This window comes from Filomicrobium insigne (genome assembly GCF_900104305.1).
GTDB lineage: Bacteria > Pseudomonadota > Alphaproteobacteria > Rhizobiales > Hyphomicrobiaceae > Filomicrobium > Filomicrobium insigne.
On the sequence record NZ_FNJC01000005.1, the window covers coordinates 36,732 to 60,875 of the forward strand.

General features: G+C 57.6%; 22 protein-coding genes. 8 read left to right on the top strand and 14 right to left on the bottom strand.

What is annotated here, in order from left to right; translation table 11 throughout:
- Nucleotides 1–77 precede the first annotated feature (77 nt).
- The 5 genes from BLS30_RS16065 (at nt 78) to BLS30_RS16085 (ending at nt 5,187) form a co-directional block, all read left to right on the top strand.
- Entirely contained in the window at nt 78–1,100 is a 1,023-nt protein-coding gene (locus tag BLS30_RS16065; protein ID WP_046476729.1) for an acetyl-CoA carboxylase carboxyltransferase subunit alpha, read from the top strand.
- Between the two features lie 257 nt (nt 1,101–1,357).
- The gene (locus BLS30_RS16070; RefSeq protein ID WP_090230359.1) at nt 1,358–2,359 is read left to right on the top strand and encodes a L,D-transpeptidase family protein; all 1,002 of its coding nucleotides are present in this window, start codon (nt 1,358–1,360) and stop codon (nt 2,357–2,359) included.
- 96 nt (nt 2,360–2,455) lie between these two features.
- Nucleotides 2,456–3,349 carry a L,D-transpeptidase family protein gene (locus BLS30_RS16075; protein WP_090230361.1) on the top strand — a complete coding sequence of 298 codons (894 nt, stop codon included), beginning with the start codon at nt 2,456–2,458 and terminating at the stop codon, nt 3,347–3,349.
- Nucleotides 3,350–3,522: 173 nt separating this feature from the next.
- Nucleotides 3,523–4,722 (top strand): L,D-transpeptidase family protein, encoded by a 1,200-nt coding sequence (locus tag BLS30_RS18245; RefSeq protein WP_210184055.1) that lies wholly within the window; start codon nt 3,523–3,525, stop codon nt 4,720–4,722.
- A 144-nt stretch (nt 4,723–4,866) separates the two neighbouring features.
- Nucleotides 4,867–5,187, top strand: coding sequence for a hypothetical protein (locus BLS30_RS16085; protein ID WP_090230364.1), 321 nt, complete (start codon nt 4,867–4,869; stop codon nt 5,185–5,187).
- A gap of 29 nt (nt 5,188–5,216) precedes the next feature.
- Here the strand turns inward: BLS30_RS16085 and BLS30_RS16090 are convergent, their stop codons facing one another.
- The 10 genes from BLS30_RS16090 to BLS30_RS16135 form a co-directional block, all read right to left on the bottom strand.
- The gene (locus tag BLS30_RS16090; RefSeq protein WP_052743670.1) at nt 5,217–5,612 is read right to left on the bottom strand and encodes a nuclear transport factor 2 family protein; all 396 of its coding nucleotides are present in this window, start codon (nt 5,610–5,612) and stop codon (nt 5,217–5,219) included.
- An 80-nt stretch (nt 5,613–5,692) separates the two neighbouring features.
- Nucleotides 5,693–6,697, bottom strand: coding sequence for a beta-ketoacyl-ACP synthase III (locus BLS30_RS16095; RefSeq protein WP_046476732.1), 1,005 nt, complete (start codon nt 6,695–6,697; stop codon nt 5,693–5,695).
- The gene (locus BLS30_RS16100; RefSeq protein WP_090230368.1) at nt 6,694–7,965 is read right to left on the bottom strand and encodes an adenosylmethionine--8-amino-7-oxononanoate transaminase; all 1,272 of its coding nucleotides are present in this window, start codon (nt 7,963–7,965) and stop codon (nt 6,694–6,696) included. The genes BLS30_RS16095 and BLS30_RS16100 overlap by 4 nt, the downstream gene beginning before the upstream one ends.
- A complete protein-coding gene (gene bioD / locus BLS30_RS16105) occupies nt 7,962–8,588 on the bottom strand; it encodes a dethiobiotin synthase (protein WP_090230371.1) in 627 nt (208 codons plus the stop codon). Before bioD ends, BLS30_RS16100 begins: the two co-directional genes overlap by 4 nt.
- Nucleotides 8,585–9,745: an 8-amino-7-oxononanoate synthase gene (locus tag BLS30_RS16110; RefSeq protein WP_090230373.1), complete on the bottom strand. Its 1,161-nt coding sequence runs from the start codon at nt 9,743–9,745 to the stop codon at nt 8,585–8,587. Before BLS30_RS16110 ends, bioD begins: the two co-directional genes overlap by 4 nt.
- Nucleotides 9,746–9,786: 41 nt before the next feature.
- Nucleotides 9,787–10,788, bottom strand: coding sequence for a biotin synthase BioB (gene bioB / locus BLS30_RS16115; protein ID WP_210184056.1), 1,002 nt, complete (start codon nt 10,786–10,788; stop codon nt 9,787–9,789).
- Nucleotides 10,789–10,969: 181 nt separating this feature from the next.
- Nucleotides 10,970–12,100, bottom strand: a complete 1,131-nt coding sequence (locus tag BLS30_RS16120; protein ID WP_090230375.1) for a hypothetical protein — start codon at nt 12,098–12,100, stop codon at nt 10,970–10,972.
- 16 nt (nt 12,101–12,116) lie between these two features.
- Complete coding sequence (locus BLS30_RS16125; protein ID WP_090230378.1) at nt 12,117–12,989, bottom strand: carbon-nitrogen hydrolase family protein; 873 nt, start codon at nt 12,987–12,989, stop codon at nt 12,117–12,119.
- 91 nt (nt 12,990–13,080) lie between these two features.
- A complete protein-coding gene (gene grxC / locus BLS30_RS16130) occupies nt 13,081–13,347 on the bottom strand; it encodes a glutaredoxin 3 (protein WP_046476741.1) in 267 nt (88 codons plus the stop codon).
- 96 nt (nt 13,348–13,443) lie between these two features.
- Nucleotides 13,444–14,259 carry a ComF family protein gene (locus BLS30_RS16135; protein WP_076605276.1) on the bottom strand — a complete coding sequence of 272 codons (816 nt, stop codon included), beginning with the start codon at nt 14,257–14,259 and terminating at the stop codon, nt 13,444–13,446.
- Between the two features lie 128 nt (nt 14,260–14,387).
- Between BLS30_RS16135 and BLS30_RS16140 the strand changes: the two genes are divergently transcribed.
- A complete protein-coding gene (locus BLS30_RS16140; RefSeq protein WP_090230380.1) occupies nt 14,388–15,323 on the top strand; it encodes a methyltransferase domain-containing protein in 936 nt (311 codons plus the stop codon).
- Between the two features lie 13 nt (nt 15,324–15,336).
- Here BLS30_RS16140 and mutT read toward each other — a convergent pair whose 3' ends face one another.
- The 4 genes from mutT to BLS30_RS16160 form a co-directional block, all read right to left on the bottom strand.
- Nucleotides 15,337–15,789: an 8-oxo-dGTP diphosphatase MutT gene (mutT, locus tag BLS30_RS16145; protein ID WP_244512493.1), complete on the bottom strand. Its 453-nt coding sequence runs from the start codon at nt 15,787–15,789 to the stop codon at nt 15,337–15,339.
- Nucleotides 15,789–16,439, bottom strand: coding sequence for a thiopurine S-methyltransferase (locus BLS30_RS16150; RefSeq protein ID WP_170832500.1), 651 nt, complete (start codon nt 16,437–16,439; stop codon nt 15,789–15,791). Before BLS30_RS16150 ends, mutT begins: the two co-directional genes overlap by 1 nt.
- A gap of 49 nt (nt 16,440–16,488) precedes the next feature.
- The gene (argJ, locus tag BLS30_RS16155) at nt 16,489–17,736 is read right to left on the bottom strand and encodes a bifunctional glutamate N-acetyltransferase/amino-acid acetyltransferase ArgJ (RefSeq protein ID WP_046476750.1); all 1,248 of its coding nucleotides are present in this window, start codon (nt 17,734–17,736) and stop codon (nt 16,489–16,491) included.
- A 205-nt stretch (nt 17,737–17,941) separates the two neighbouring features.
- Nucleotides 17,942–18,907, bottom strand: a complete 966-nt coding sequence (locus BLS30_RS16160) for a peptidylprolyl isomerase (RefSeq protein WP_244464999.1) — start codon at nt 18,905–18,907, stop codon at nt 17,942–17,944.
- Nucleotides 18,908–19,365: 458 nt separating this feature from the next.
- Here BLS30_RS16160 and secA point away from each other — a divergent pair, with 458 nt between their 5' ends.
- Together secA and BLS30_RS16170 are read left to right on the top strand one after the other, a co-directional pair.
- Nucleotides 19,366–22,293 (top strand): preprotein translocase subunit SecA, encoded by a 2,928-nt coding sequence (secA, locus tag BLS30_RS16165; protein ID WP_046476752.1) that lies wholly within the window; start codon nt 19,366–19,368, stop codon nt 22,291–22,293.
- A gap of 93 nt (nt 22,294–22,386) precedes the next feature.
- The gene (locus BLS30_RS16170) at nt 22,387–24,144 is read left to right on the top strand and encodes a carbamoyltransferase family protein (RefSeq protein WP_046476754.1); all 1,758 of its coding nucleotides are present in this window, start codon (nt 22,387–22,389) and stop codon (nt 24,142–24,144) included.

Here is a 24,144-nt window from a genome sequence, read left to right on the forward strand (position 1 = left end):
AATGGTTGCGGCACTCACGGGGTCTCGGTCTTGACACCAACCCCGGACAAAAGTGTATCTGCCCACACACAAGTACGATGAGCGAGCCTGAACTGAGGCTCCGCGACGTCATTGAAAGGTCCGTTCCGTTGGAAAACAGCTCGCCTGTCCGCACGTATCTCGACTTCGAAAAGCCGATCGCAGAACTCGATAAAAAGATCCACGAACTCAAGACGTTGATCGGGGATGATACGAACGAGTCTATGCGCGGAGAAATCGAGAAACTGGAGGAAAAAGCGCGCACGGCCCTCGCTGAAACTTACGCCAAGCTTACGCCTTGGCAGAAGACTCTCGTGGCCCGCTACACCGAGCGGCCACACTGCCTCGACTATATCAACGGCCTTATCGAAGATTTCACGCCGCTAGCAGGCGATCGATACTTCGCGGAAGACGAAGCAATCGTTGGTGGCGTAGGCACCTTCCGCGGCCGTTCCGTCATGGTCATGGGCCACGAAAAGGGCTCGGATACAGAAAGCCGGATCAAACACAATTTCGGCATGGCCATGCCGGAAGGCTACCGCAAAGCCGTCCGCTTAATGGAAATGGCTGACCAGTTCTCGCTTCCCATCATCACGCTCGTGGACACAGCCGGTGCCTATCCCGGCATCGGGGCGGAAGAGCGCGGTCAGGCCGAAGCCATTGCCCGGTCCACCGATTGTTGCCTGAAACTCGGCGTTCCGATTGTCAGCGTCGTTATCGGCGAAGGCGGATCCGGCGGTGCTGTGGCGATCGCGACGGCCAACACCATACTTATGCTCGAACACGCCATTTACTCGGTGATTTCACCAGAGGGTGCCGCTTCAATCATTTGGCGAGACGCCGAAAAGAAGGAAGAAGCCGCCACTGCAATGAAAATCACAGCTCAGGACCTTGAGGAACTCGGCGTGATCGACGGTATCATTGCCGAACCCGTAGGCGGCGCGCATCGCGACCCCAAAGGGGTCATCGACGCAACAGGAACGGCAATTGCGCTGGCCCTGGCGGGCTTTGAGACCATGACGCCCGACCAGATCCGTCGGCACCGTCGCGACCGCTTCTTGCAAATGGGCCGCAACCTGTAGTCCGCACAATACCCTTACCTGAGGCGAAACAGCTGCAGCAACGCGCCTCCAGAGGTAGCTTATTCTCATAAGTTACAAAGCGTTACGTGATGGGTTGACCCCAATTCCGCCTACAGACCGCCGCATTCCTAAGCTCATTTCTGAGCAGGGAACGAATCATTGCGCATCCGCCCAATCATCGCTAATCTCATGCGCGTTAACATTTTGTTAACCGTTACGAATCGAAGGTGATCGGCGTGCGCCAGGGGCACTGCGTCATGAGTCTGATCATCACTGATATGTTGAAAATGTTGCGCGCTATCACGCTCGTCGCAGCATGCGGCTTATTGTTGGCTGCGTGCGCAAATGCACCTCAAATCCCACCCGCCGAACAGCCATTGTCACGTCCCGCCATGATGTTGATGGGACACAAGGGCATGGAAGTGGGCTCACCGATCTTTATTCGGATCTTTAAGCAGGAATCCGAACTTGAGGTCTGGAAGGCCCGCGATGACGGCCGGTTCTACCATTACAAAACTTACCCAATATGTAATTGGTCCGGCGAACTGGGGCCGAAGGTGAAGCAGGGCGACAAACAAGCGCCGGAGGGCTTCTACACCGTAGCCAGCGGCCAGATGAACCCGAACTCGAGCTTCCACATCGCGTTCAATCTAGGTTACCCCAACGCCTACGACCGCGCTCACAACCGGACCGGAGACTTCCTCATGGTCCACGGCAAGTGCCGTTCAGCAGGCTGTTACGCCATGACAGACGCGCTGATTGAGGAAATCTACGCCCTAGCCCGCGAAGCATTCCGCGGAGGTCAGGAGAGGATTGAGGTTCACGCGTTTCCATTCCGCATGACCGACGCCAACATGGAACTTCACCGCGATAACAAGTGGTACAAGTTCTGGAGGACGCTGAAGGAAGGATACGACCACTTCGAAGTGCATCGCATCCCGCCGACGGTCGCCGTTTGTAATCGCAACTATATCGTCAATGTTCACCTGCCCCAAAACAGCAGGATTGATCCCATCGGTCACTGCCCACGCTTCATGCGGCCGCAGATTGAGCCGTTTGTCCCGAGAAGCTCCACGGAACAGCAAATCGCGCTGGAACGGTACACCGCACCCGGCCAGCGCATGCGCACCGTAGCTTCGGAAACGCAATCGCCAATTGCAACGGGAGCCATCGGCACAGGCCCAAAATTTGGCCTTGGCATCGCATCCAGTGGCTATACGCAATCACCGCCCTCCGCGGCGCTAGGCTTCAACCAGTAAGCCGCTCGCAACGCAATCCCACCCAGGGTCATTTGACCTACCCTGGGTGGGATGTTTCTTTTGCGGACGAGTATTCCCGCGAGGTTTCCTCGAGAGATGACCCGCAAGTCCGAAAATCGAGAACCACGGCGCCGTCGCCGCCCCGGAGCGGCACTGTTCGTCCTTGGTACCATCCTTATATTGCTAGGTGCCGTTTTCGTGCGCCAGCATTGGACCACGCTCTCCGCTTATCACGACGACGTTGTTCTTCAAGGAGAACGCCTCTGGCGCAAAGCGTTTGCCCGCTTCGGGCTACCGCTCCCGAGAACCCCGGACCTGAATTCGCTCGAGGCCCGCCTTCAAGATGCCGGATTAAAACTCGGCGATCCAATTTTTATGCGGATCTTCAAGCGTGAGTTTCTGCTCGAAATCTGGATCCAGCGAGACGGCAAGTTTCAGCGCTTCGCCACATATCCCATCTGCCGATACTCCGGACAGCTCGGACCAAAACTGAAGCAAGGCGACCACCAGTCACCCGAAGGCATCTATACGGTTTCCTCGGGTCAGCTTAATCCGGCGAGCCGTTGGCATCGCTCCTTCAACCTCGGCTTTCCCAATGCGTTCGATCGCAGTCACGACCGCACAGGCACCTTTCTGATGGTCCACGGCGGATGTTCTTCGATCGGATGCTACGCAATGACCAACGATGTGATTGATGAGATCTGGGAGATCGTCACCTCGGCGCTGAAAAGCGGTCAACCGCGCTTCCAGGTGCAGATTTTTCCTTTCCGTATGACTTCAGAAGCAATCGAAGCACGCGCCGATCACAAATGGGCACCGTTCTGGCGTGATTTGAAACACGCCCACGACCTCTTCGAGAAGACGCAAATCCCGCCACGCGTGGCCATCTGCCGTAAACGCTACGTCGCCACACCCGGCGTCGAGCGCTCCGATGGATCAGCCACGATCGGCGAATCCTGCGCAACGCAGAACGCGGTCGTTACCAATTGAACGCCATGCCCGCTGCATCTTTGTGGAAGCCCGCATAGATTGAACCGGCGGCTTCGTTAAGCATTGTTCAATGAAATCGTCACAATGCTTCAGCATTTGGTGTGCACTTGGCAGTACCCTTGATAGCGCCGGACGCCGCCTTACGCGCAGACCGGCATGAGAAGGAACAGGCAGTGTCTAGATCCACATGGTCCTGCTTCGCTTATGCGCGTTCAGTCAAACCTCTGGCTGTCGGCTTGGTCGGCTTGTCTGTCGCCATCCTGATCCTCTTAGGCGCAATACCGCGCGCTTACGCAATTTCAATCGAGCTCAAAGGTGCAGCGCCTGACCGCATCGAGCGGCAACGCCAAGCTGCCAACGGCGACCTCCCCCTCCCGTCGACACCTAATGTAGGGAAGCTAGACGAACGACTCGCGAACAAGCAATTGACACGCGGAAACCCCGTCCTCTTGCGCATCTTCAAGGACGAGTCCGAATTCGAAATATGGATGAAGAAGGACAATCGCTACGTCCACTTCGCAACGTATCCCATTTGCCATTGGTCCGGTGACCTCGGGCCGAAACTTGTGGAAGGCGACAAGCAAAGTCCTGAAGGTTTTTACACCATAACCCGCAAGCGCCTCCACCGCAGCGGACGCTGGCCGCGGTCTTTCAATCTGGGCTTTCCCAACGTTTTAGACCGTTCGCTGCTGCGGACGGGGTCTTACTTGCTCATTCACGGAGGCTGTTCCTCTGTTGGCTGCTACGCCATGACCGACGCGGTCATGACCGAAATCTTCGGTCTTGTGTACGACGCCATAAAGGCGGGACAGGACTACGTGCCGGTTCATGTCTTTCCCTTCCGCATGACCAACGAGAATCTCGCAAGTCACGTTGAGAGTGAGTGGCGTGACTTTTGGATCAACTTGAAGGAAGGCTACGATTCCTTTGAGCGCACGCGGCTCCCCCCACGGATCAGCGTGTGCAATGGTCGCTACAGCATTCTCGATGCCGCCCCCGGGGAGGGGGGCGCTCACCCCCCTTTAGCCGTGTGCGGCGAGACAGCCGCAGTTCTTCAGGCAGAGGAGACATTACAAAATATTGTCCACCAGCCCTCCCGTTGGAAAGCGTTGTCCGTGGAGGAACAGAAGCTGGTCGCACTGCTGCCGTTACCGATCGAGACGATAGCCGCCCAGCACTTAGCCGCTAAATCTACCAATACGAAATCGCGTCCTCCGCGTGCGGTGGCCGCCGGCCCCCCCCTTCCCCGTCTTCAGTGCAATCTGGGCTTGGCGAGCTGTCGCCGTTTCCTGGCTTTGCAGCAACGAAGCTACCAAGCGCGCACCACCAAGGGCAAAACAGGTGTCGCAACGGCGCGTTCAAATCGCAACTAGGACGAGGCGGTAGAAACCGAAAATATGGCGCATCAATATTCAGTGAAAAGCAATTGTGTTCCTTAGGAAACTGAACCAACCGGCGCACGTGACCTTATATCTGAATATCAGACACAAGGTTTCGCTCCCGAAGAGGAACAGGTAATGCAAATTTGGAAATCCACACTCGTACTGGCATGCGCGGCAACGCTGCCGATCTTTGCAGCGGCGACACCTGCTGCCGCAAAGATCCGATGTGACGGCGCGTATCAGATTGTCAACGGGTCGCTGATCGCAACACCCTACTGCGGCGATAATTATCTCGCGTCGGTCGCCCAGAGTTACGGTAGCCGCGTCTCAGCCCGCGCAATCCGTAACAACCCGAGTAAGAAGGAAGAAGTCTGCAGACTAGTCGGACATGACACGCGCGTTCAGGATATCTGCGCACCCTACACCAACTTTGGCGATCACGGCCGGCGCAGATAATCAGCGCCCGCTAGGAAAGCGAAGCTGCTTCAGCGGCTCTTTTTACTTTCCGCTCCGACAGGGAGAGGTCGCGCGTGATGACAGGTCAGACGCCATCCGCCGGCCTCCTTCACGAAGACGTTGCTCGCCGTCATCCGTGCCCCGCCGACTTCCTCGACGCAGAGTACGAACGCCATCCGCTCCGTACGGATGACGGTTACCTCCTTCGGAAAGATCTCCGGCGGCTCTGCTAAAACCAGAACGTCGTGCCAGGAGGCCATCACCTCTTCGCGTCCTGTGATACCCGGCCAATTGGGATGGTACACGGAAACAACATCGCGAGCCGACCACAGAGCATCCATTGTTGCGAAATCACCTGAGCGGATCGCGGCGTAGAAGCGATCGTTGGCGGCGATGACTTCAGTCTGCTCCATGTCCTGATCCATGACGTTCCTCCATCTCCCTGGAACCGGTCTTCACGCAAGCGCATGTCACGGAGGTGACGCACTTCCCGCCTTCCAGTTCCCTAGAGACGGAAGACGACCGCGCCACCTGTCAGACCAGCGCCTGCTGCCGAGAATAGCACGACTTGCGAGGAACGATAGTCGCGAGCTTCCGCACCTTTCGATAGCGTGAACGGAATCGAGGCGGCGGAGCTATTCGCGTAGTCTGGCACTGTCGAAATAACTTGGTCGGCTGAACACCCCAAACGCCCGCGAACGGCCTCAATAATGCGGGCATTTGCCTGGTGTGGAATCCAATGGTCGATGTCCGAAATACTCAGTCCTGCCTGCGTCAAAGCTGCACGACTTGTATCTGTCATCATGGCCACCGCCTTCTGAAACACGGCCCGCCCGTCAGACAACGACATCAGCGTTTCAATTGGATCCAGCCCCATGCGGAATGGCTGCCGGCTTCCTCCTGACGGGATTTTGATGAGATCGTATCCATCACCCTCACTCGCCAGTTCGCAACCGATAACGCCTGCATTTTCTCTGGAACTCGGAGCCAGCAAAACGGCGCCTGCAGCATCGGCAAAAAGGATCGCGCTCGCACGCTCTTCCGGATTTATGCGCCGCGACAGAATATTGCCAGCGATGACAAGAACTGGAACGCGCCTTGTTCTCACGAAGGAATCCGCCAAGCTCAAAGCATAAACGAAACCGGCGCAGGCGCCTGCCATGTCAATGCCCCCGGCCCGGCTCAACCCCAGGCGATGCGCCACGAGCGGAGCCGACGGCGGCAACAAATGATCCGGTGTAGACGTCGCGAGCAACAAAAGCCCGACGTCCTTGCGTGCGAGTCCCGCCCGCTCTAGCGCCCGCTCCCCTGCAGCAATTGCGATGTCCGAAAGTGCCTGATCATCATGCGCCCATCGGCGGGACCGGATTCCCGTCCGTCGCTCGATCCACCCAGCTTCGAGCCCAAGCTGCTGCTCGATTTCGGCATTGGTAACGATCCGCTCCGGCGCATAATGCCCAAGCCCAGCGATCTCGACACCAATGCTATTCCTACTGCCCGCGACACTCATGCGGCATTAACCAACTCGGCGGCATCAGAAATCGCATCATAAATTTTGTCGAGATCCTGCGCCGTCACACAGTACGGCGGAAGCACATAGATCGTGGAGCCCAACGGTCGCAACAGAACGTCCCTTTCGAGGAAGAAGTCATAAAGGCGAGGCCCTACCCCGGCGAGATAGCCAGGATCCCCGCAAGCCAGATCCATAGCTGCAATCGTCCCGCACTGACGCAGGGATGAAAAACGTTGGTCACCGGAAAACCGGTTGAGCCGTTCGGACTGTAGCGTGCTCAAGGTCGAGATACGTTGGCCCACCGGCTCGCTTTGCCAGATTCCGACGTTGGCCAACGCAGCGGCGCAGGCGATCGGGTTCGCCGTATACGAACTCGAATGATAAAAGGTCCGCGTGCGATCTTGAGAATAGTGCGCTTCAAATATCGGCGCCGTCGCCAACGTCGCCGCTAGCGGCATGCTTCCCCCCGTGATCCCCTTTGCCAGACACAGAATATCAGGCGTGATGCCTGCCTGTTCACACGCAAACAACGTGCCCGTCCGCCCCCATCCGGTCATGACCTCGTCGGCAATCAACAGCACATCAAACCGCTCACAGATGCGTTTCATCTCTGTGAGCGTCTCTGCCGGCCAGGTCAGCATACCTCCGGCCCCGAGGATCAATGGTTCCACGATGAGCGCAGCCACCGCCTGATCACGGCATGCCGCTTCAAGCGCATCGAGCGTGCCCTGCTCGCTCCCCGACACAGGAAACGGCAACCGCTCAACATCGAACAACAAAGGACCATAGGCCTCGTTAAAAACGCCCCGCGCACCTGCCGACATCGTTCCGACAGTGTCGCCATGATAGGCGTGCTCCAGCGCAAGGATGCGTGAACGCGGTTCCCCTCTGTTGTGCCAATACCCGAGCGCCATCTTCAGACCAACTTCAACGGCGGTCGATCCGGAATCGGAATAAAACACATGCGACAAGCCTGCGGGAGCAAGACGGATGAGTTCCTGCGCCAGCCGCTCCGCAGGCTCATGCGTAAAGCCAGCGAAGATGACATGATCCAGCACATCGCACTGACGCTTTATCGCGTCCATGATGTGCGGATGCCGATGACCGTGGGTAACAACCCACCACGACGAAATGGCATCGAGGATCTTCCGGCCTGAAGCCGTTTGCAGGATCGCACCCTTAGCACGCGCAATTTCCGGAAACTCTGCCTGCAGCGCATGTTGCGTGAAAGGATGCCAAACGGGCGATTCTGATTGCACGCTCATTGGAAAACCTCACGACGAAAGTGCGCGTCGAATGCCGCATGCAGAGTTACCGCATCGAGCGACGCCAACAAGGGCAAACGCCCCAGACGCCGTGTCATCGCGAAATCGCATATCGTGCGTTCCGTATCGATGTTCTCCTCACCAATGAAAGTGATCCCGTGAATGTTGAGACCTCGCGTCTTCAACACGTCGATCGAGAGCAAAGTATGGTTGATCGTACCCAGCGACGTCCGCGCGCAGAGAATAATCGGAAGCGCCCAATCTCCGATGACATCGATCTGGAGCAGGTCGCGTGTGAGCGGCACCAGCAGCCCCCCGGCAAGCTCGACAACGAAGGGGCGCACCGTCTCAGGCAGACCTAGCTGCGACCGCTCGATTTGTACCTTGTCAATCTCCGCCGCGAGATGAGGGGAACAGGGCGTGCGCAAACTGTATCGCGGTTCAAGGAAGTGATCCGCAGGCAAACCTGAAAGCCGCTGCACGACCTGCGTATCGGTCTCCTCCTGCGTCCCCGCTTGAACGGGCTTCCAGTAGTTGAAGCCGAGCGCACGTGTGAGCGCTGCACAAAAGACGGTTTTTCCGATCCCCGTGTCGGTTCCGGCAACAATGAAACCCGATGTCATGATGCCAGCCGTTGCGCCTGTTCTTCCGCGAGGTCATCAACCATGGCCAAAGCCTCATCCTCGCTCACATTCAGATTAAGCGACAGCCTCAGCCGCGCGGTTCCTTCCGGCACCGTAGGTGGGCGGATCGCACGGATATCATACCCGCGCGCTTGCATCGCCGCCGCAAGTCGCACGGCCTCAGCATCACTTCCGACAATCACCGGCTGGATCTGTGTGCCCGTGGGCTGGATACCACATTTCTCTTCAAGTGCCCGCCCGACACGCCGAACGAGGTGGCTCAACTGCGCCCGGCGCTCGTCGCCCTGCGCGATGAGCCGAAGACTTGCCCGCACCACCGCCGCAAGCAGAGGCGATGGCGCCGTCGCATAAATAAATGGACGCCCCCGATTGACGATGAAATCACACAAGACCTTGGGCGCCGTAATAATCCCGCCCATAACGCCCAGCGCTTTGCCACAGGTATGAAGCGCGATGAAATTCTCGGTCGCCTCGAACCTCGCCGAGAGCCCCCGGCCTTGAGGACCAAAGACGCCCGTCGCATGGGCCTCATCGGCAACCAGTATCGCATCATGCCGGCGCGCGACGCTCATCAGGTCTTCCAGCGGCGCGATGTCCCCATCCATGCTGTAGAGACTTTCCACCGCAATCCAGGCTCGTCCCGTATGCCCCTGAGACCGCCACTTCGCGATGGCATCCCCGAACGCCTGCACGTCGTTATGCGGAACGGCAACATGCGGAGCGCGCGAAGCCTTCATGCCATCGTGCACACTGGCGTGGATCAGTTCATCATGGACGATAAGGTCTTCGCGCTGCGGCAGCGTAGAAAACAGTGCGTAGTTCGCAACAAATCCGCCGCCGAAGAAGAGCGCAGCCTCAGCTCCGAAGAACGTGGCCGCTTCCGCCTCAAGCGCCTCGTGTTCAGCATCGTTCCCTCGTAGGAGACGCGATCCTCCAGAGCCGATACTTGCCCCCTGTTCCAAAGCAACCATCGCCGCTTCCCGCAACTCAGGAGCCGAAGCCAAGCCGAGATAATCGTTTGAGGCAAAGTCGAGCCCTGCGCGCGGTGAAAGCTGCCGCAACCGATTGCGACGGGCCAGCGCTTCAAGACCGCGCGCCTGAGCTGCGTGCCTGCTTTTCGCCCGCGCGTCGTTCATGGAGCCTTTCGCCTTTCAGGTCATCCGGCTAACGAACCCCTTCAGGTTCCGGGTGCCATACCTTGAAGACCGAGCTTGTCGAACAGCACATCATCCGCGTCTTCGCCAGGATTGTCCGCCGTGAGCAATGTCTCGCCGACAAAGATCGAATTCGCTCCGGCAAAGAAGCATAGAGCTTGAAGCTCGTCGCTCATCTCCGTGCGCCCGGCGGACAAGCGAACGACTGACTTCGGCATCATGATGCGCGCAACTGCAATGGTGCGTACGAAGTCGATACCATCGATCCTCTCCGTCGACGCCAACGGCGTCCCCGGAATCGGTATGAGCATGTTGATCGGGACACTTTCCGGATGCTGTTCGAGATTAGCCAGCGTGACCAGCATGTCCACCCGGTCCTGACTATCCTCGCCCATACCGAGAATGCCGCCGCAGCAAACCTTGATGCCCGCTTCCCGCACCCGATTGATCGTGTCGATACGGCTTTCAAAGCTGCGCGTTGTGATGATCTCGGAGTAATAGCGCTCCGATGTATCGATGTTGTGGTTGTAGTAGTCGAGCCCGGCGTCCTTGAGCCGGCCGACATCATCGTCCGTGAGCATGCCCAGCGTCATGCACGTCTCAAGGCCCAATTCTTTCACGCCCTCGACCATGGCCACGATCGTGTCCATGTCACGCGCCTTCGGGCTCCGCCATGCTGCCCCCATGCAGTAGCGCGTAGCGCCCGAAGCCTTGGCCGCACGCGCGCCTTCGAGCACCTCCTGGACCGCCATCAGCTTTGAAGCCTTCAAGCCGGAATCGTATTTCGCGGACTGGCTGCAATATCCGCAATCCTCCGGGCACCCGCCCGTCTTGATCGAAATCAGCTGGCTCTTCTGGACGGCGTTGGCGTCGAAGTAGCGACGATGAACCGTGTGCGCCTCAAAAAGCAGATCGTTAAACGGGCGCCGATAGAGTTCGAGCGCTTCGACACGTGTCCAGTCATGACGCACATCGCTCCGCTTCGCCGTCTCGGCGCGCGCCATTGCAACCGTGTCGGTGAGCATGAATTATCTCTCCTTGCTATCCCGTGGAGGTGTCGGCTCTTTAACTGAACCAGCCGCGGCGAACACTTACCGCCTTGTTTGGCCGCATTTTGTGCACCGCCGAGCCCGCTCCGGCAAGCCCTTGTCAGCGGTTGTACTTTCCACGAGGCCCAAATCACCCTGGTATCCCAGCATTCTGCGGCTATTTGCCTGCAGGTTGCGCCAGAACATGCCATGTTCCGTCTGCGGCGGCGCCACCCGTTTTAAGAGCTTCGCCGAGGCTATCGATGATTTGTCCGGCTATCGGTAGCCGATAGTGCAAATTGTCCCAATAATTCTCGTCGCGGGTCGTAAGCTGAGAATGGCGCCGAAAATCAATAAGATAGGCGTCGTGCCGACGTGCTAAGCCCGCGATGCGGGACTTACATTCCGTTTCGACGGCGGCAACGTCGCTACCAAGACGCGGCTGGGCAGCAATATGAACCGGCATAAAAACCAGGATCACCCGCTGAGCAGCGAGCGCACCCAAATCGGCGTCCAGCCACTTCAAGGCTGGAAAATCCCATCCCTTCCGCTCTTCATCCGAAGCTACGTAAGGTTTTGAGGCAGCAGTGCGTCGATGCCCGCGATTTCCCCAAATCTTACGTTTGGCCTTTTCAGCGTCATAGCTCGCATCCGGCGGAACAAAGACCTCGAACCCGCGTGAGGATATGCGAGCCTCTGTGAGCCCCAAATGATAAGCAAGCTTCCGGCCGGCGATTTCAACGGCCTTTCCATTTAGCATGAACGGGAAATCGTTCCAGGGATTGGCGTCGTACATCCAATCGGGAAAGCCCCGCTTTGTGATACGCCGCTCATCGGCACGCTGATCGCACCACACCACATCAAGGCCGACAATAAGGGTATGGAGTTTTGCCCCTTCAGACTGCACGAGGTGCATGAATTGGCTCTGCTCCCAGGCCCGCCCATCATTGAGCGCTAGGTTCAGAAATCGGCCGCCAAACTGGGCATCAAGAAGCTCTGGATCCAACAAGCGTGACGTTGACGTTCCGACGACAACCGAATCGTAGTCCTTTTCCCGCACCAGCGCCGGATACTGAAAGCGCTGATTGTCGTCCATGACGACATGAGATCCGGTGAAACTCCACGGCAGATTGCCGTACGGATTCAACGCCGCCACAATCAGAACAAGGGCCACAGCCGAAACGGCGAACGTCAGCAGCAGTATCCGCGCATGGCCCGACCAATTGAAACCTGTCTTCAACTCCCGCGCGCACGAGCGCTCCGGTTCGCGGCCCCGCCCCACTTCCAGCGCTCGTACCTCGTCCGTCATGCGGAGCAGGGTTCCCTCAGCTCTCCATCGGCGCCGTCATCGCCTGCGTCGTTACCGTGAAGGAACGGTCATGCCGCAAAGACGGAACACGCGCACGGACTTGAGCAACTTGCCCCAAATCGAGGTCAGCAAAAACGACGCCCGGTTCCGTCCCGCCTTCGGCCAGAACTTCACCCCAAGGTGAAATGATGACGCTATGACCATAGGTTGAACGGCCATGCTCATGCTGACCACCCTGCGCCGCCGCAAGCACGAAACACTGTGCCTCGATCGCCCGCGAACGCAACAAGGTATGCCAGTGCGCCTCACCCGTCGTACGCGTGAACGCCGCAGGCACGGCTAACAACGAAGCCCCGCCATGAGCCAACGCCCGGAAAAGATAGGGAAAACGTAGGTCGTAGCAGATCGTCAAACCGAGGCCGCCCCAAGGTGTGGCCGCGATCACGGCTTCTTCTCCGGCCTTATAGTTCTCGCTTTCGCGGTAACTCTCACCATTGGCAAGCTCGACGTCGAACATATGGATCTTGTCATAGCGCGCGGCGATCTCGCCAGCGGGTGAAATCAGGAAAGACCTGTTCGCCAGCTTGTCCGGCGTTACCCGCACGGGGATCGATCCGATGTGCAGCCAAATCCCAAGCGCGTGCGCAACCGACTGAAACGCCGCTAACGCCTCATTTCCTTCCTCCGGCTGACAAGCGGCAAACAAACGTTCGCGATCGAGCTCCATCAGCGTCGTGACTTCGGGCGTCTGAACATACTGCGCGCCTCCCGCTGCCGCCTCACGGATCAACGCAACCGCTGCCGTCACATTGGCGTCGACCGTACGGCCCGAGCACATTTGTACGAGGCCCGCCCGAAATTTTTCACCTGCAATAGTGTTATTAGTCATGTGCCGCCCGTTGTATTCGAATATGCTTCGCTGACCACGCTAACAAAAAGGAATACGCCGCTCGGCTATCGAGAGAAACCCCGAAAACTGCTCAATCACTCCGGGGGGTCAGCTTAGCGTCGAGACGGCCTGTCGTTTCAAGGGCGAACAGATCGTCCCAGCCGCCAACATGCTCATCACCGATAAAGATCTGCGGCACCGTATTGCGACCCGCCGCCTTCGCACGCATGGCCTCCCGCAAATCAGCGCGCGCCGTAACATCAATTTCCTCAAACGGGGCATTCTTTTTGCGGAGCAGGTTTGTGGCCATATGGCAGTATGGACACAACAGTGTTGTGTAGATGGTTATGTGCGCCATTCCCTCGTCTCACACGCTGCCGGATCAACCCGAAAAGCTAGCGATAGCAGGTGTTCATGGCAAAGCCCTAACCATGCACTTTCAACAACCGCGACGTTACGTCGTCATGCGTTCGGGCTCCGTGACCAACGCCAAGGCCAGAACATCAACTGCCACCGCACCGGCATCCAGCAAGACCTTGGCACAAGCCTCCACCGTGGCGCCGGTCGTAACGACATCGTCAACAAGAAGAACGCGGCGTCCCTGCACAATGGACCGCCCCATAGGTGCGATAACAAACGCCCCCCGCACATTCTGCCTCCGTTGCGCATGGGTCAAACCGACTTGGCTCCGGGTCGCCCGCACGCGGTGCAGGACCATAGGTGAGTGCTTTACCCCCGACCGTCGGCTGAGCTCCCCGCCCAGGATGGCCGCTTGATTGAATCGGCGCTTGAGCAGCCGTAAGCGATTGAGCGGAACGGGGACAATGACATCAGCGGTATCTAGCAATTCGTGCCCCGCCTGCAGCAGCCAACCACCGAATAGCCGCCGAATATCGTGGCGATCGTGATATTTGAAGCGATGGATAAGCTGACGCATAACGCCGTCATAACTCGCGACCGCACGCGCCCGATGATAGAGCGGCACGCGCACCGCGGCCGCCGCCGAAATCATGACCCCACCCGTATCAAACGGCAGAGGCAAACCGAGCCGGTCACACAAAGGCGCACGAATAAAATCTATTTGGCACCAACATTCCGGGCAAAGCGCATGATGTACGGATAAGGGAGCCTGGCACGCGAGACAGACAGGCGGAACAATGGTGTCGGCGAGGCGACCGGCAAGGGCGCGCGCATTGACAAAAAATGCGCTAAAAGCTGAGCGTGTCTGCGGCTCTGCGCCGTTACTTTCGCCCTTGCCTGAAACAACCATAAGCAAATTCCTCCGTACACGAGGATAACCTGCTCAGCTTGAATCGGCGAGAGCCAGCGCGACCTATGTAGAACGAAGTGCACGCCTCTATTCATATCGCCCAGGCCTGCAAAGCCACGGAATCAGGAATGGCATCCGAGACCTCAAATATCGTTTTTGACCGTGCCCAGCTTCGCCGTCAGCGCAACCGCGCCGCGGGTGGTGCCGCCGATCACGACTTCCTGCTGGCTTATGTGAGTGACGACCTCGTTGACCGCCTATCCATCGTCACGCGATCATTTCCGGCAACGCTCAATCTTGGAGCCCACCACGGTCTGCTAAGCCGTAGAATTAGAGAACTCGACAACGTCGGCGTGGTGATAGACGCCGACGCATCGCTCAACCTCCTCATGCAATGCACGGGCCCCCGCGTCCTCGCCGATGAAGAGGCCCTCCCGTTTGCTTCCGAAAGCCTTGATCTGGTCGTCTCTGGCTTAGCGTTCCAGTTCGTCAACGATTTGCCCGGCACCCTCATTCAGATCCGCAAGGCTTTGCGGCCTGACGGTCTGCTCCTGGCCACATTGCTAGGCGGCGCCACGTTGAGAGAACTGCGTCATGCTTGGCTGGTTGCTGAGTCCGAAGTTTCCGGTGGTGTCTCGCCGCGCGTGGCACCTTTTGCCGATGTCCGCGAGGTAGGGGCTCTTTTGCAGCGAGCGGGCTTTGCACTTCCCGTCGTCGATTCCGAAACGCTGACAGTGACCTATGATTCCCCCCTCGCACTGATGAGGGAACTCAAGAAAATGGGCGCCGCAAATGCTCTATCAGGGCGGCACAGACATCCCGTCACGCGTCATCTGCTGGCGCGCGCATGCGAGGTTTATATAGACACCTTCGCAACCTCTGACGGAAGGATACCCGCTACCTTTGAATTGATCACGATGACGGCATGGGCACCGCACGAAAGTCAGCAGAAGCCCTTGCGTCCAGGCTCCGCACAACATCGTCTGGCAGACGCCCTAGGCACGACGGAACATTCCACCGGAGAAAAACCGGACCAAGTCGGCAATTCAAAACGTCGAGACTAGTCGGACCACTTGATCAGCCGAGCAGGTCCCTCAGCATGGGGACAAGCGGAATGTCTGCTGGCGGCATCGGATACTTGCCGAGTCGACTGGCACGCACCCAAGCCAACTCCTGGCCTTCCCGCGCGACGATGTCCCCATCCCATTTCCGACAGAGGTAAAGGGGCATCAGCAAATGAAACTGCTCGTAAGTGTGGCTGGCGAAGGTGAACGGTGCGAGGCAGCTTTCACAGACCTCGATGTCCAGTTCCTCACGCAATTCGCGCACGAGAGCCGCCTCGGGCGTTTCCCCGACGTGCACCTTGCCGCCGGGAAACTCCCACAGACCAGCGAGATTTTTGCCTGCAGGACGTCGCGCGATAAGCACATGGTTGTTCGGATCGACAAGCGCAGCGGCCACAACAAGCAGCATTTTGGACTGCGGTGCCGCATCTCCCTCGGATGAAGGACGTAAAGTAGTAAGAGCCATCAGCGCAGCCTGTAACAAGTTTCAACGAGACCCGTCAGGCCACGTTTTATGAGATTGGCATTTCCTGCAAGAGCATCACGCTCAGATAGTAGATCTATCGCGAAACGGTCGCCAAACAGCTTTTCCACTTCGACCTTCGACACCGAAAAAGGCGGGCCAGACATTTCGGCAGGATTATAGGAAAGCGAAACGAGCAACCCACTGACCTCAGGCTTCAACACCTCCCCCAGCCTCCGCGCATACTTGGCCCGCATGTCGGGAGGGAGTGCCACAAGGCTCGCCCGGTCATAAAAATAAGAGACATTTGCAAGGACGCCTTCGGGCAATTGAAACAGATCGCCGCACCAGATATCAAATGGCCCCGCAGAATAAACCGAGAAACTTTCTTCCCGGCGCACCTCAGGCTCAAGCCGCTCATTCTCAAAGAAGGCTTCAACCGCCTGTGCACTGAGTTCCACGCCGAGCACGGAATGCCCGCGCGCCGCAAGCCAACGCATATCGAGACTTTTACCGCACAGAGGCACAAAAACACGGGTTTCAGTGTTCTGGGCGATCTGCGGCCAGAATTCGGATAGCCCCGCCTGCACCTCGTCACGATGAAAGCCGATGTCACCCGTTTCCCAGCGCTTGATCCAGAATTCTGGTTCCATCGCTCTCACCTCATCGCGGAGATGCGTGCAGCATCCCTCTCGTTTGTTTCTAGCTGCGATAATCCGCATTGATAGAAATGTACGCGTGCGTCAAATCGCAAGTCCACACACGTGCGTGACCGCCGCCGATACCAACGTCGACGCAGATCTTAATCTCAGCGTTCTTCATATATTGAGCCACGGTCTGTTCGACATACTCCGGCGCGCGCTCCCCCTCTTTCGCGACGAGATGCGGCCCGAACCAGATCGAAAGCCGGTCGCGGTCAGCAGCCTCTCCGGATTTGCCCACCGCCATGACGACGCGTCCCCAGTTCGGATCTTCACCGGCGATCGCGGCCTTCATGATTGGTGAATTGGCAATAGAAAAAGCGATTGTTCGGGCTGCCTTGTCACTCTCAGCACCCGTCACCTCGATTTCCACGAACTTGCTCAATCCCTCGCCGTCTTTAACGATCGCCATCGCGAGGTCATGCATCACGCCCTTGAGCGCAGCAGAAAACGCCGGAACGCGAGGATCCATTGCGTCCGCAATCTCCGCCGCACCGCGCTCCGCAGCTTTACCCGTTGCGAACACAAGAACCGTATCGCTAGTCGAAGTATCGCCATCCACGGTGATGCAATTGAAGGTTTGATCAGCGAGCTCTGAAACGAGAGCTTGCAGGACCGGGTGTGCGATCGGAGCATCGGTAAAAATAAAGCTCAGCATCGTCGCCATGTCGGGCGCGATCATGCCTGCCCCCTTGGCGAAACCAGCAATGCGCACCGGCACCCCATCCAAATCAACGCTCACTGACACGAGCTTGGGATAGGTGTCCGTCGTCATGATAGCCTGCGCCGCCGGCAACAGCGCATCAGGCGCCGCTTCAGTAGCAAGCCCTTTCAGCAGGTGTGAAAACGCACCGGCGTCCATCGGCTCTCCGATGACACCCGTCGAAGCCAGCATCACCTCTTCTGGAGCACACCCAACCGCCTCCGCCGCTGCGGCTGCCGTGATCTCGACAGCTTCCTGCCCGCGCTTACCCGTAAAAGCATTCGCATTACCGGAATTGACCACCAATGCCCGCGCGCATCCGTGACGCAATTGAGCCGCGCACCAATCGACAGGCGCAGATCTTGTTTTGGACTGCGTGAGGACGCCGGCCACCACCGTGCCAGGGTCCAGTACTGCCACCATCAAATCCTTTCGGCCCTTATAGCGAATACCCGCTTCAGCGACCGCCAAACGCACGCCTTCCACCGGAGCAGCCTGCGGCAATGATTTGGGGGCGAACGGCGAAAGCGGTGGTGGTGAACCCATCTCGGATCTCCGAATGAGAAGGTGGCGTGCATCCGGAAAAGTGGAAACCGGCTTTCCGATAAGAAGCACAACCAAACAAAGAGCTAAGGGGGGCTCCGCGATTCAACAAAAGGTGAAAGGACTGAAACCCCGGCACAGAAAACAGTTCGGGCCGCAAAAAAACAAGCGGCCCGAGACATCAGCAAAGATTAGAGCGAGCGCCGGCTTATTCGGCTTTCTTGCCCTCAGCCGGTTCGGCATCTTTCTTGTCCGCCTCGCCTGCCTTTTCTTTCGCCTCAAGCTGCTTGATTTGCTGCTCGATCATTTGGCGCTGCTGCTCGGCTTGAGCCTCTTGCGCCGCCACTTCCTTTTTGATCTCCGGATCGACGTATTCAATCTTCGCGTTTTTACGGAGATCCTCCGCGACGGACTGAGCCTTGCGATGGATCATTGAGTTAAGAATGCGGTCCTTGACCTCGTCGAATGTCGGCAGCGGCTTCTTGCGGCGCTCCTCGACCTTGATCAGGTGCCAGCCGAACCGGCTCTCGACCGGATCGGAAATATCGCCCGGCTCTAGCATGAACGCAGGCTCCTCGAACTGTGGAACCATCTGACCGCGCGAGAAGAAGCCAAGAAGCCCACCGTTGTCCTTCGTCCCAGGGTCCTGAGAGAATTCCTTAGCCATCTCCGCAAAGTCGGCTCCGCGAGCGATCTTTTCCTTGATATCACGCGCCTCTTCTTCTGTTTTCACCAGAATGTGACGCGCTTTGACCTCTTCCTCCGGCTTCATGCCTTTGATCTGGTCGTCGTAAAATGCCTTAGCGGCCGCTTCACCCACAGAGTCCTTGATTTTGCTATCGAAGTAGGCCTCGCGTAGCGCTTTGCGCTTGTAGTAGGCCATCCGCTCATCGAAGCCCGGCGCCTGATCCATCTTTTCGCCAAGCGCGGCATCCGCCATAAGTTGCGTTTCGATAATGTATTCAACTAAAACGCGACGTCGCGTGGACTCCGGCAGATTGCCGAGGTCGGAGCCGATTTCAGATTCTGCTAGTTGCAGATCCCGATCCGTAACGGGCTTGCCATTGACGGTTGCCAGCGGTGCATCTTCGGCGGCGATTGGCCCAGCAGGCAGCCAGACGAGGGCGCCAAGCATGGCCGCCGCGAGTAAATTCATTGTGGACTTGGATGTCATGGAAACTTTCACGCGTTGTTCCTTTCCCGGTCGATTGGCTTCTACCGCCACGGCTCTTAGTTGTGACTTTTGAACCGGCCCGGCCATCGTAGGAGTGTTAAAACTCAATGTGTTGCCGGCATCGATAGACCAGCCCATGCGACGCTGCCAAGTGAAGATTTCGATAGATTGGTCAACCGCTGATCGCGTTTCGACCCGTCTCAGCCACGGCGATCCGTTGACATTTACGCTTGCCGGTCCTTATTTCTGCCTCTAACGGCATGGACCGGTTCGTCTGGCCGCACTTTGTCGTGTCGGCTTCGCACTCTCGGCCGTTCTTCCACCCAAGGTTGAAGATCGCGCCCAACCACCGGTGTGAGCATCGCGTGAACGGGCTTGCGATGCGTATGACGGCAGCGGGGCTGAGAATTTTTGGGATGTCCGGAGGGGCTCCCGTTTGAAAAACGTTTGAGGACCGAATGCTCCCAATCGCCACGCTGGCAACCAAGATTTTCGGCTCGTCCAATGCGAGGCGCGTAAAGAGCTACCGCCCCCGCGTTCAGGCAATAAACGCTCTGGAACCGGAAATCGAGGCCCTATCGGATGACGCCCTGCGAGCCCGGACCGAAGAGTTCCGCCGCCAGATCAAAGAAGGGGCCAAACTCGACGACCTTTTGGTTCCTGCTTTCGCAACCGTGCGCGAGGCCGCAAAGCGAACTCTAGGCCAGCGTCACTTCGACGTCCAGTTGATCGGCGGCATGGTCCTGCACGGTGGCAATATCGCCGAAATGAAGACCGGTGAAGGTAAGACGCTTGTGGCGACACTACCCGTCTACCTCAACGCATTGGCTGGCAAAGGCGTCCACGTCGTTACGGTCAACGACTATCTCGCCCAACGCGACGCCGACTGGATGGGCCAGATCTATCGTTTCCTAGGCCTAACTGTCGGTTGCATCGTCCATGAACTCGATGATGATGCACGCAAAGACGCTTACAATTGTGATGTAACGTACGCCACCAATAACGAGCTGGGCTTCGATTATCTACGCGACAACATGAAGATGAGCCGCGATGAAATGGTCCAACGCGATCATTTCTTTGCGATCGTCGACGAGGTCGACTCAATCCTGGTCGACGAAGCCCGCACGCCACTCATTATCTCTGGTCCGCTTGACGACCGCGCCGAACTTTATAACGCCATCGACAGCTTCATGCCGCAATTGAACGCGGAAGATTATGAACTCGATGAAAAGCAACGACAGGTCTCGCTGACCGATGTCGGCAACGAGCACATCGAGCAGCTGCTCGAAGCCGCCGGAATGCTTAAGGGCAGCTCGCTTTATGACATCGATAACGTCACCGTAGTCCACCACGTCAATCAGGCGCTAAAAGCTCACAAGCTGTTCCAGCGCGACCGGGACTACATTGTTAAAGGTGGCCAGGTCGTCATTATCGACGAGTTCACCGGCCGTATGATGGCTGGACGTCGCTACTCGGAAGGCCTGCATCAGGCGCTCGAAGCCAAAGAACACGTCGAGATCCAGCCTGAAAACCAGACGCTGGCCTCGATCACCTTCCAGAATTACTTCCGGCTCTACAAAAAGTTGGCCGGCATGACCGGTACGGCGCTTACTGAAGCCTCGGAATTCATGGACATTTACGGGCTCGATGTCATCGAGATCCCGACCAACAAAACCATCGCGCGCATTGACGAAGATGATGAGGTTTATCGTACGCAGCGAGAAAAACTCTCTGCCATCGTAACAACCATTGCCGACAGCGTACGACGCGGACAGCCGACACTTGTCGGTACGGTATCCATTGAGAAATCCGAACAGCTCTCGGAGTTGCTCAAAGACAAGAAGTTGATCTCCGAACTCGGCCATAAACTCATTGAGCAGGCAAAGCCCCTCAAGGAGAAGGAGAGCGAACTCAAAAACTACCTGACAGATATTGGAAACTTCCTCATCGACCGCGCCCGCAACGCAAAGGGCTCCGAGGCTGTCATTCCGCACAATGTCTTGAATGCCCGCTATCACGAGCAGGAAGCGAGCATCATCGCCCAAGCGGGTATTCCCGGCGCGATCACCATCGCGACCAACATGGCAGGCCGCGGTACCGATATTCAGTTGGGCGGCAACGCCGAGTATCAACTCAAGGACTGGCTGGCAGAAGAAGCCAAAGCTGGTCGCGAGCCGACAGAGACCGAAAAGAAGAAGAAATTCGAGGAAATCGAAGCGCGGGTCGCCAAAGACAAGCAACGTGCGCTCGATGCCGGTGGCCTTTTCGTTATTGCAACCGAACGCCACGAAAGCCGTCGTATCGATAACCAGCTGCGTGGCCGCTCCGGCCGCCAGGGTGACCCCGGACGCTCAAAGTTTTACCTCGCTCTTGACGATGACCTCATGCGGATCTTTGGGTCCGATCGCATGGAGAGCGTGTTGAAGTCTCTCGGCCTTCAAGAAGGCGAGGCGATCACCCATCGCTGGATGAACAAATCACTCGAAATGGCGCAGCGCAAAGTTGAAGCGCGCAACTTCGATGCCCGTAAGCACGTTCTCAAATACGACGACGTGATGAACGACCAGCGTAAGGTCATCTTCGAGCAACGCCTTGAAATCATGGGCGAAGACGACGTCTCTGAAATCATCCAGGAGATGCGCAACCAGGTCATCGACGAGCTGATTACGAAACATATTCCTGAAAACGCTTATGCGGAACAATGGGACGTTGCCGGCCTGACCGAAGCGGTTTCCAACACCTTCGGCCTCGATTTGCCGATTGCCGACTGGGCCAACGAAGAAGGCATCGCCGACGAAGAAATTCGCGAGCGCCTTTCGAAGGCCGTCGAAGAAAAGGCCGCCTACAAAGCCGCCGACATCGGAAGCGACCTGTTCCGTCAGATCGAAAAGATGGTGCTCCTTCAGACGCTGGATCATCTCTGGCGTGAACACCTTGTGACGCTTGAGCATCTGCGTCAGGTCATCGGCTTCCGAGCTTACGGGCAACGCGACCCACTGAATGAATACAAGTCCGAAGCCTTTGTTCTATTCGAAGCCCTGTTGTCGAGATTGCGTGAAGCCGTAACCGGTCAGCTCATGCACATCGAGCTCGCTCAGGAAGCTGAGGACGAGTACCTGCAGCCAACAGAACTACCACCCATGCACGCTCATCATATCGATGCAACGACTGGCCTGGACGAGTTCGCAATGGCCGATGCCGCGATCGAAGCTGGTGGCCGGGATGGATACGGCGAAGAAGAACGTCGCGCGCCCTTACAAACACGCCGAGGCTCGCGCGATATTGATCCGTCCGATCCTGCAACGTGGGGACGCGTCGCAAGAAACGCACCGTGCCCATGCGGTTCGGGCAAAAAGTACAAGCACTGCCACGGTAAGCACGATTGAGAAGCTCGTTTCGCCGGCAGCCGGACGCGAGCATAGTGAAACGCTCCAACATCCGGCACCGGGAAACCATGTGAACGACGGTGTGACAGCGGCTTGCGAATCCTGGGGCTAGTTGCAGCAACTCACGACACCGGCCTCGCCCTGATCGAGGATGGCAAGCCATTGCTTGTCGTCGAGGAAGAACGATTCAACCGCGAAAAGCACACGAAAGCTTTTCCACGGCACGCTCTTGTTGAAGCTCTTGGCGATGATATCGCCGATCTCCGCAGCATCGACGTCATCACAACGCCCTGGGATGAACAGCGCCTGCGCAGAACATTTGCACGCGCCATCACCAGCCATCTTCCTATGAGCCTAGCACTGTTGCTAGAGCGTTCTCATACGCCCCAGCGTAATGAAATCGTGCGCGTCTCTGCCGTTCTCCGTCGCAAGCTCAAACGGCTCACACAAGACCGCATTCCCTTGCCGCCGATTATCGGCGTTGGCCACCATGAGTCGCACGCGGCGACCTTTTTCGTTTCACCGTTCGAAGAGGCGAGCATCCTCGTTATGGATGGCTTCGGCGATGACGCTGCCACGACGATATTCACTGGACGGAACAATAACATTGAGCGTCATTGGCATGAGCCGATGGCCAATTCGCTGGGCCTCGTCTACACGTTTCTGACCCAATACCTGGGCTTCGGTGGCTTTTCCGACGAAGGCAAGGTAATGGCGCTCGCAGCCTGCGGCGACGACAGCTACGTGGAGCGTTTTCGCGACGTCATCCACCTGAAACCGGACGGACGTTATAGCGTCAACTTCGACTATTTCAGCTATCGAACGTTCGGCGAGCTGAAACCATTCAAGCAGCGCTTCTTTGATGTCTTCGGCCCACCGCGCAAAACCGGCGAACTACTGGAAGACCGCCACCTGGCGATTGCCCATGCGCTACAAACCGTAACTGAAGAAGCGATCATCCATGTCGTACGCGAGATGGAAAAGCGCTTCCCTTCGCGCAACCTGGTTTTTACAGGCGGCCTTGCGCTCAACTGTGTCGCCAACGCCCGCATCCTCGAACATACGGAAATGAAGCGCGTTTGGGTTCCACCCTGCGCGTCGGATACCGGCGCTCCCCTCGGCAGCGCTCTGTGGCACTACCACCAAACACTTGGAAAACCGCGTTCTTACGAATTACGCCACGCATCACTCGGTATGGAATATGCCGACGCCGATATCGCCCACGAACTCGAAGAGGCGGGCGTGCCCTCCGAGATCATGGAAGAAACCGAGCTTTACGAACGCCTCGCCCGCGATCTCGCCGACGGTAAAATCATCGGCTTCTTTCAAGGACGATTCGAACTCGGCCCCCGCGCCCTCGGCAATCGTTCAATCCTGGCCGATCCTCGGCGTGCAGAGATAAAGGCTGTCATCAACGGGAAAATAAAACACCGCGAACCTTTCCGTCCATTCGCACCCGCAGTTTTGGAAGAGCACGCATCAGAGTACTTCCACATCGATCAACCCGACCCATTCATGACGATGGCGCCATGGGTCCGCGAAGAAAAGCTCGACATCATCCCCGCTGCCGTTCACGTTGACGGCACAGCGCGTATCCAGACCGTCTCCGCCACAGACAACCCCCATTTTTATCGCGTGATCGATGCCTTCAAACGGATCACAGGCGTACCCGTTCTGCTCAACACCAGCTTCAACCGGCACGAGCCCATTGTTGCACGGCCTGAACATGCCATCTCTTGCTTCCTACGCACCGGGATGGATGTTCTCGCAATAGGCAAACACTATGTGAATGAGCGTCCTAAGGCGGCGGTTTCGCGCGCCAAGTCGCTCTTCCGACCAGGACCAATTTGA

Bases quoted from the DNA above. Each gene is read 5' to 3' on its own strand.
- BLS30_RS16120 (WP_090230375.1), bottom strand. From the start codon at position 12,100: ATGACGGACGAGGTACGAGCGCTGGAAGTGGGGCGGGGCCGCGAACCG.
- secA (WP_046476752.1), top strand. From the start codon at position 19,366: ATGCTCCCAATCGCCACGCTGGCAACCAAGATTTTCGGCTCGTCCAAT.
- bioD (WP_090230371.1), bottom strand. From the start codon at position 8,588: ATGACATCGGGTTTCATTGTTGCCGGAACCGACACGGGGATCGGAAAA.
- BLS30_RS16160 (WP_244464999.1), bottom strand. From the start codon at position 18,907: ATGACATCCAAGTCCACAATGAATTTACTCGCGGCGGCCATGCTTGGC.
- BLS30_RS16100 (WP_090230368.1), bottom strand. From the start codon at position 7,965: ATGAGCGTGCAATCAGAATCGCCCGTTTGGCATCCTTTCACGCAACAT.
- BLS30_RS16110 (WP_090230373.1), bottom strand. From the start codon at position 9,745: ATGAACGACGCGCGGGCGAAAAGCAGGCACGCAGCTCAGGCGCGCGGT.
- BLS30_RS16085 (WP_090230364.1), top strand. From the start codon at position 4,867: ATGCAAATTTGGAAATCCACACTCGTACTGGCATGCGCGGCAACGCTG.
- BLS30_RS16065 (WP_046476729.1), top strand. From the start codon at position 78: ATGAGCGAGCCTGAACTGAGGCTCCGCGACGTCATTGAAAGGTCCGTT.
- mutT (WP_244512493.1), bottom strand. From the start codon at position 15,789: ATGGCTCTTACTACTTTACGTCCTTCATCCGAGGGAGATGCGGCACCG.
- argJ (WP_046476750.1), bottom strand. From the start codon at position 17,736: ATGGGTTCACCACCACCGCTTTCGCCGTTCGCCCCCAAATCATTGCCG.
- BLS30_RS16150 (WP_170832500.1), bottom strand. From the start codon at position 16,439: ATGGAACCAGAATTCTGGATCAAGCGCTGGGAAACGGGTGACATCGGC.
- BLS30_RS16075 (WP_090230361.1), top strand. From the start codon at position 2,456: ATGACCCGCAAGTCCGAAAATCGAGAACCACGGCGCCGTCGCCGCCCC.
- grxC (WP_046476741.1), bottom strand. From the start codon at position 13,347: ATGGCGCACATAACCATCTACACAACACTGTTGTGTCCATACTGCCAT.
- BLS30_RS16135 (WP_076605276.1), bottom strand. From the start codon at position 14,259: ATGGTTGTTTCAGGCAAGGGCGAAAGTAACGGCGCAGAGCCGCAGACA.
- BLS30_RS16095 (WP_046476732.1), bottom strand. From the start codon at position 6,697: ATGAGTGTCGCGGGCAGTAGGAATAGCATTGGTGTCGAGATCGCTGGG.
- BLS30_RS16070 (WP_090230359.1), top strand. From the start codon at position 1,358: ATGAGTCTGATCATCACTGATATGTTGAAAATGTTGCGCGCTATCACG.
- bioB (WP_210184056.1), bottom strand. From the start codon at position 10,788: ATGCTCACCGACACGGTTGCAATGGCGCGCGCCGAGACGGCGAAGCGG.
- BLS30_RS16090 (WP_052743670.1), bottom strand. From the start codon at position 5,612: ATGGATCAGGACATGGAGCAGACTGAAGTCATCGCCGCCAACGATCGC.
- BLS30_RS16125 (WP_090230378.1), bottom strand. From the start codon at position 12,989: ATGACTAATAACACTATTGCAGGTGAAAAATTTCGGGCGGGCCTCGTA.
- BLS30_RS16140 (WP_090230380.1), top strand. From the start codon at position 14,388: ATGGCATCCGAGACCTCAAATATCGTTTTTGACCGTGCCCAGCTTCGC.